The following is a 7,328-nucleotide window of genomic DNA, read 5'->3' on the forward strand; positions in this document are numbered from 1 at the left end:
TTTATATTTTACGTTTAATCCGTTTGATGAAATATTCGATGTCGACAATTGAAGGGAGAAATCTTAAACCAATAGAGAATCTAAAAAATCTATTTAGAATAACAAGAGGTTTAAATCCGCAAAGTAATGGGGACGTATAATGATCATACTCTATGTCAAGAGAGTCATTATAGACATCATCAATTAATTTCTGCCAATGTGGCATTATATTAAAAGGGGAAAATTTTGTTATATACCGTTTTGCATTATGTCCTAGTTTTACGTTCAAGTCGTAATTCCTTAATAATTTTACAATATCTCTTTGTATATCATATAAACTATGAGACAACAATGCCGTAACACCAGGAATAGTGGTATCATAATAGCCGTTTTTTGCTCTAGATACAACTGGTAATTGTGCGGCGGCCATTTCAACAATACCCATACCAAATGTTTCTCGAAGATTTGATGGATTTATAATTCCAACGCTTGCATTTCTAAAATAGTTCTCTTTATCAGAACCTACTATACCTAAAAATTGAATCGAATCAACTATATCTCCATTTTTATCAGTTATAAATGGCATACATTGTCTTTCGAATTCGGCTTTAGCAATTCCATATTTACCCAATTCCCCTTTTCCATATAAATTACCTGATCCCATTACTAATAATATAGCATTGGGAACTTGTTTTACAACACCCTTCCAAATACGACATACTTCTAGGAATCCTTTTTTGCTCGTGATGGAACCTAAGAACACAACAGTTTTAGAATCATTAATTCTATTTTCGGAGCACTTATCATTAAAAATATTATATATACAAACACTTTTTTTAATTATATCATTATCAGCATATGAATCATATTGTTGTTTTCCCACAAATACATTGCATTTTACTTGAGGCGTCGAAGCTATAAATTTACATAAACTATCATCAATATAGTTATGACTCCAATAAATAACTTTAATATTCGTGTTTCTTATTTGATATGCAATTTCATTGGAATATTCGCGTAGAATTAAAATATCTACGTTTAATATATCCATAGCATCGAACAAATCATCTATACTACTGACAAACAATGATTTATCAATGGGGGGGGGTAAAATATATTCTCTTGATGATAGAATAGTAATTTTGTATCGATCCTTCATTGAAAGATAATGTGCAACCAATAGCATTACATATTGCGTACCTCCAACTCCAGGATTTCCATTCTCTATATTGATTGCATTAACTGTAGAACCCGTGTTGTTACCCAAATAAAAAGCTACATTTATCATATTAATGACAATTATGTTTTTTTACTACCAATCTGTATGCAAATATCATTGCTATAAAGAATGTCATAGTTCCTATCAAGACACTCATAGAATAATAAAATGCGCCATTATTACCATGACGAGACGTAAGTAGAAACCATGCAAAGATAACCAACAAGATATCTTTCATCATTCTAAAAGAAAAAAGAAGCCACGTTTTCCCTATTGCGATAAGTTCTGCTTTAAATACTTCTGAGCAACATGCTGGAATTGTTATTAAAATGTTTAATCTTAGAACTGTTTTCATCGCAGAAAAATCACTCCCGTAAAAAGAAATAATAAAGTCAGACAGCATATACACTATTATAAATGGAATAATTGTACATATAAAATACACCAATAAGACTCTATAGATCATTTTTTGCTGTTGTTTCCCTTCTGTACCGGATAAATGCGATAAAACAACATTAGCAAGCATACCGGGTATAATCATTATAACTGCATTCCATTGCGCAGTAGCAGTATATAAGCCAACTTGAGTTAACGATGAAAATTTTGTCAGAAGCAATATCCCCGCCCAATTGCACAAAGCATACGAAATCTCTTGTAATGCAATCGGGAATGAGAATTTAAGTAGGTCTTTAGCTTTATCTTCTCTTATATAATATATCGGCAATCTTTTACATGCCTTATATATGTAAAAATAATTAATACTAAGATTCATAAGCTGCGATATGGAGAGAGCGGCTAATGCACCATACAGTCCAAAGAAATATGTGAATGGGATACAAGTTATAAACATTGCAATGCCTGATACAATTGAGCTATAAGCCAAATGTTTAAACTCACACAAGCCTGCTAATATCCCATTGCCGGTACTTGCCAAAGCTTTCAATATAATAATAATAGAGAGAGCTCTAAAAACAGATGAAATGCCAGAAGCATCAAGAATTTTCTCCAACCAATTAGCTGACATTAATAAACATAATGCCATTAATGAACTGAACACAAAAGTTATTTTGGTTGCAGTCTTAATTATACCTATTACTCTAGTATCATCTTTTCTTATATATTTTGCAATATACCGTGTAGAAGTATATACAAGACCGAAAGTCGCAAAACCAGCCATGTAGAACATGTTTGTTTTTACAACTCCATATTCTCCGTAGAGATTAGCACCTAATAATCGAGCAATTAATATTCCTGATATTAGCAATAATGCATTACCAATTCCATTTCCGACAATTGCCCAAAAAGAATCTTTAAACAGTTTGCTGTTAAAAAATCTACTTTGCATAAATTTCTGCTACGTTCTAATGTATATTTTTTACTTTTTTTAAACAGCACCCACCATTAGGTAAGCACTCAATTTAAGGCATCCTCTTTTTTTTTTTTGGGGGGGGGGAGGGCACATAAGTATGCCCTAAACTGAATTTTGTTAATTAATTAGTTTTGAATTTAACATTGGCTTGTAGCCAAAGTGATTTTGTCAGGAGCCATGTTAACATAATCCCTGCACCCGTTAAAGATATTTTTGAAAAAAGTTCCGATGAAGTTCCAGACAGAACTGCCATGAAGCTTTACTATTCCAATCACACTGTGATAAGTGGCAGCCATTCCAGCACCGGCATCACTACCGTAGTAAGCACTCAACAGCATCCACCCTCTTAAAAATCAAGAAGATGAACTTTTGAGTGTTTTAAAATTTAACGATTTATAATGTTTATACAGCCATTGACATAGGAACGAGATCTTCATAATTCTCGTTTCCGTCCATCAGCGGCCTAATTGTAGTTGCAATATAGTCACGGACATTGAGACCCATTTTACTGTGACGGTTATTAAGATCACGTAAATCAGTGATCAGAGTCTGATACTTCCGTGCCTTGAAAGGCATTCTTTTCAATGTTTCCATGTTCTTCAATACATAAATCCAACGTTCAAAATCCGTATCACATTCCGACTCCTCCTTGTTGAAAGACGGGAGTTCGATAAAGATAAAGCGCAACTTGTCTGAGAATGTCTCATGCGTGTCCCGGTCGGCCAATACCACATCCGTACGCAGTTTGTGGGAACCGTTGGGCAGACTGAAGTTCAAGAAAAACACGCCGTACACCGCTTTCAAGTCAAACTTCCAGAAAATACCCCGCTCTCCCTGACGGGCAATGGTATGGGACAGGTAAAAAAGGGCACGCTCCTTGAAGTTCGTCTGCTGCTTGTTCTGCATCTCGACAACCAGTTGTTCACCGTTTTCCGTCGTACAATAAATGTCATAGATAACCCCTCTGTCTCCCATGTATTCCGGAAGCAATTCCTTGTCCAGAAAGGTTATGTCGGTGATACACTTCTCGTTCACAAGCAATCCGTTTAAGAAATCGATCAACAAGTCTTTCGTTATCTCCTGCCCGAATATCTTTTTATATGTTCATCCGCAATATTTCAAATAAGTCATATATTGCACTCATATTCAATTATTAACGGATTTAATTACTACTATTAATTCGTTCTACAACTGTTGACTTTCAGTTCCACAGTTGTTTCCCTTTAGTTCCACATCTGTTATTGTTTCGTTCCACATATGTGGAACGTACCGGCCTTCCTTACGCCACACCATCTTATTAACGACTCCCACGTAACTCTGAATAATCTTCACGACCTTATTCGATACATCATCAGTATAGTCCGGAACAGGGATGCCATGATTGCCATCCTTTGTCATCTGAACGGCAAGGTCTACGGATTGCAGAAGCCCCTTGGTATCGATGCCGCTCAGAATAAAGCAAGCTTTGTCGAGAGCCTCCGGACGCTCTGTCGATGTACGGATACAGACAGCAGGGATCGGTTTGCCGATAGATGCATAGAAACTCGATTCCTCCGGAAGCGTGCCACTGTCGCTGACGACACAGAAGGCATTCATCTGGAGACAGTTGTAGTCATGGAAGCCGAGGGGCTGCTGAACCTTTACCCGAGGATCGAGTTGGAAGCCCGATGCGGCAAGACGGTTACGTGAGCGTGGGTGACAGCTATAGAGAACCGGCATATCATACTTCTCTGCCATTTTGTTGATGGCGGTGAAAAGGGACAGGAAGTTCTTTTCCGTATCGATGTTCTCTTCGCGATGGGCTGAGAGAAGAATATATTTTCCTTTTTCCAGCCCCAGACGCCGGTGGACATCACTTGCCTCGATCGCTGCGAGGTTGTTGTGAAGGACTTCTGCCATGGGGGAGCCGGTGACATAAGTCCGTTCTTTGGGCAGACCGCAATCGGCAAGGTATCTTCTGGCATGTTCCGAGTATGCCATGTTTACATCACTGATGATATCTACAATACGGCGGTTGGTTTCTTCCGGAAGACACTCATCCTTGCAGCGGTTGCCTGCCTCCATGTGGAAGATAGGAATGTGTAAACGCTTGGCACCGATAACACTCAGACATGAGTTGGTATCACCTAAGACTAATACTCCGTCCGGCTTGGTTTGATTGAACAGTTTGTAACTGCAATTGATGATGTTACCGCAGGTGGCACCAAGGTCATCCCCCACGGCATCCATATAGACCTCCGGTTCCGCCAGTTTCAAGTCCTTGAAGAAAATGCCGTTAAGGTTATAATCGTAATTCTGACCGGTATGGGCAAGAATCACATCGAAATACTTGCGACACTTGTCGATGACCGTCGACAAACGGATAATCTCGGGACGGGTACCGACAACGATAATGAGTTTCAACTTGCCATTATCCTTGAATTTGATACCTGAATAATCGAATCTGGGTTGCTTTTCCATATTATTTCTCTACCTTATCAAAGTATGTATCCGGTTTATCCGGGTCAAATATCTCGTTGCAGTACATCACCGTTATCAGGTCTTCCGTATCGGAGAGGTTGATGAGGTTGTGCGTATAGCCGGGAAGCATGATGACGGATTGGATTCTGTCACCGCTCACCTCGTAGTTAAGCACTTCATCTGTCCCTTCCTTGCGGAGTTGGATAAGGCCGTGCCCGCTGACGACAATGAACTGTTCCCACTTGGTGTTGTGCCAGTGTTCGCCTTTGGTTATGCCCGGTTTGGAGATATTCACACTTACCTGTCCGCAGTTCAATGTGTGCAGGAGTTCTGTGAAACTGCCACGCCGGTCTACATTCATCCTCAAATCGAAGATGGCTTTGTCTTGGGGCAGGTAACTCAGGAATGTACTGTACAGACGTTTGGCAAACGAATCTGCCGGGATTTCGGGAATCATCAGCGTCTTTGGCATTTCTGCGAATCGATGCAACCGATCGACGATCTCACCAAGTGTCACCTTATGGGTGACCGGACAATAGCAATATCTGCCGTCACTCTTCGGATATACATCAAGACCCTCGAACTCACAACGATGCTCCTCTCCCTGCAGGGCATGAATCATCTCGTCCACAAGGTCATCGATATAGAGCAGCTCAAGCTCTACACCCGGATCGTTGACCTGTATGGGCAGATCATTAGCTATGTTGTTGCAGAATGTGGCTACCGCACTGTTATAATTGGGACGACACCACTTACCGTAAAGGTTCGGGAAACGGTAGACCAAAACCCTGGAGCCGGTTTCTCTGCCGTATTGTAGAAAAAGGTCCTCACCCGCCTTTTTGCTACGGCCGTATTCGCTGTTGCCGAAACGACCGGTCAGTGAGGCTTGCGCACTGGAGGAAAGCATGACGGGACAAGTGTTATGGTGCTTTCTCAAGGTATCAAGCAATGTACTTGCAAAACCGAAGTTGCCTTCCATGAACTCGTCATTGTCTTTGGGACGGTTCACCCCGGCAAGGTTGAATACGAAATCGGCTTTCTGACACCAGACATCCAATTGTTCGGAAGTGGAATCGATATCGTATTCAAATACTTCATCGATCTTCAGATCGCCATAACAAAGAGCCTTACCGTCTTTTATGTTGTTAAGTTGGGCGCAAAGATTCTTACCGACAAAACCCTTGGCTCCGGTAACCAGTATTTTCATCTTTCCGTTATTACTGCACAAAGTTGCCCTCACCGCTCAATTCTTTCTTTATATAGTCCAAAGCTGCAATCTTGGCTTTGGTTTCCTCCACAGTAAGGATCCGCGTATTGTTTGAATTGAACTCCGTGAGCGTGTTACGTTCAGTCTCTCCCTCTTTGAAATATTTGTCGTAGTTCAAACCCCGGTTATCTGCCGGTACGCGATAGAAGTTGCCCATATCCTCAGCCTTGGCACATTCCTCATTGGTGAGCAATGTCTCATACATCTTCTCACCGTGACGGATACCGATCACTTTAATGTCTTCCTTCTTGCCGCCGAAGAGTTCGCAGACAGCCTCTGCCTGAGTACGGATGGTACAGGCAGGAGCTTTCTGAACAAGGATGTCACCGTTACGACCGTGTTCGAAAGCAAAGAGGACGAGATCCACCGCCTCTTCCAACGACATGATGAACCGGGTCATCTTAGGCTCTGTCAATGTAATAGGATTACCATTACGTATCTGCTCTATCCAGAGAGGAATCACCGAACCACGGGAACACATCACGTTGCCATAACGTGTGCAGCAAATCTTTGTCTTGCCGGAGTAGCGGCTCTTTGCCACCGCTATCTTCTCCTCAATGGCCTTGGTGATACCCATCGCATTGATTGGATAGGCTGCCTTGTCCGTTGAAAGACATATCACAGCGTCCACCCCGACTTCGATTGCGGCAGTCAGTACATTGTCCGTACCGATCACATTCGTCTTTACAGCTTCCATCGGAAAGAACTCGCAACTCGGTACCTGTTTCAATGCTGCTGCATGGAAAATATAATCAACTCCGAGCATTGCGTTCCTGCAAGACTGGAGATTACGCACATCGCCAATGAAGAACTTGATCTTGTGAGCCACATCAGGATATTTTGACTGATACTCGTGACGCATATCGTCCTGCTTCTTCTCGTCGCGGGAGAATATACGGATCTCACCGATATCGGCACGGAGAAAACGGTTTAACACTGCATTACCGAAGGAGCCTGTCCCACCGGTAATCATTAGAGTTTTGCCTGCAAAAATGCTCATAGTCGTATATATATTGTTAGTTCAATCTTTTCCA

4 protein-coding genes and 3 pseudogenes are annotated in these 7,328 nt (G+C 41.1%); all 7 read right to left on the reverse strand.

Annotated features, from left to right (window positions below; genetic code table 11):
• Position 1: 1 nt before the first annotated feature.
• Positions 2-1,267, reverse strand: coding sequence for a glycosyltransferase (locus tag AB9N12_RS16695; protein ID WP_369893268.1), 1,266 nt, complete (start codon positions 1,265-1,267; stop codon positions 2-4).
• 1 nt (position 1,268) lies between these two features.
• Positions 1,269-2,543 (reverse strand): oligosaccharide flippase family protein, encoded by a 1,275-nt coding sequence (locus AB9N12_RS16700; protein ID WP_369893269.1) that lies wholly within the window; start codon positions 2,541-2,543, stop codon positions 1,269-1,271.
• Positions 2,544-2,704: 161 nt separating this feature from the next.
• A pseudogene (locus AB9N12_RS16705) lies at positions 2,705-2,896 on the reverse strand (IS66 family transposase); the annotation flags it as partial.
• A 226-nt stretch (positions 2,897-3,122) separates the two neighbouring features.
• Positions 3,123-3,659, reverse strand: a pseudogene (locus tag AB9N12_RS16710) (Rpn family recombination-promoting nuclease/putative transposase); the annotation flags it as partial.
• Positions 3,660-3,845: 186 nt separating this feature from the next.
• A pseudogene (locus AB9N12_RS16715) lies at positions 3,846-5,027 on the reverse strand (UDP-N-acetyl glucosamine 2-epimerase); the annotation flags it as partial.
• A gap of 1 nt (position 5,028) precedes the next feature.
• Positions 5,029-6,234: a capsular polysaccharide biosynthesis protein CapF gene (locus tag AB9N12_RS16720; RefSeq protein ID WP_369891936.1), complete on the reverse strand. Its 1,206-nt coding sequence runs from the start codon at positions 6,232-6,234 to the stop codon at positions 5,029-5,031.
• Positions 6,235-6,244: 10 nt separating this feature from the next.
• Positions 6,245-7,294: a polysaccharide biosynthesis protein gene (locus AB9N12_RS16725; protein WP_369893270.1), complete on the reverse strand. Its 1,050-nt coding sequence runs from the start codon at positions 7,292-7,294 to the stop codon at positions 6,245-6,247.
• Positions 7,295-7,328 lie beyond the last annotated feature (34 nt).

The organism is Bacteroides sp. AN502(2024), from assembly GCF_041227145.1.
Classification (GTDB): Bacteria; Bacteroidota; Bacteroidia; order Bacteroidales; family Bacteroidaceae; genus Bacteroides.

Excerpts from the sequence above, each read along its gene's own strand:
- AB9N12_RS16725 (WP_369893270.1), bottom strand. The coding sequence starts at position 7,294 with ATGAGCATTTTTGCAGGCAAAACTCTAATGATTACCGGTGGGACAGGC.
- AB9N12_RS16700 (WP_369893269.1), bottom strand. The coding sequence starts at position 2,543 with ATGCAAAGTAGATTTTTTAACAGCAAACTGTTTAAAGATTCTTTTTGG.
- AB9N12_RS16720 (WP_369891936.1), bottom strand. The coding sequence starts at position 6,234 with ATGAAAATACTGGTTACCGGAGCCAAGGGTTTTGTCGGTAAGAATCTT.
- AB9N12_RS16695 (WP_369893268.1), bottom strand. The coding sequence starts at position 1,267 with ATGATAAATGTAGCTTTTTATTTGGGTAACAACACGGGTTCTACAGTT.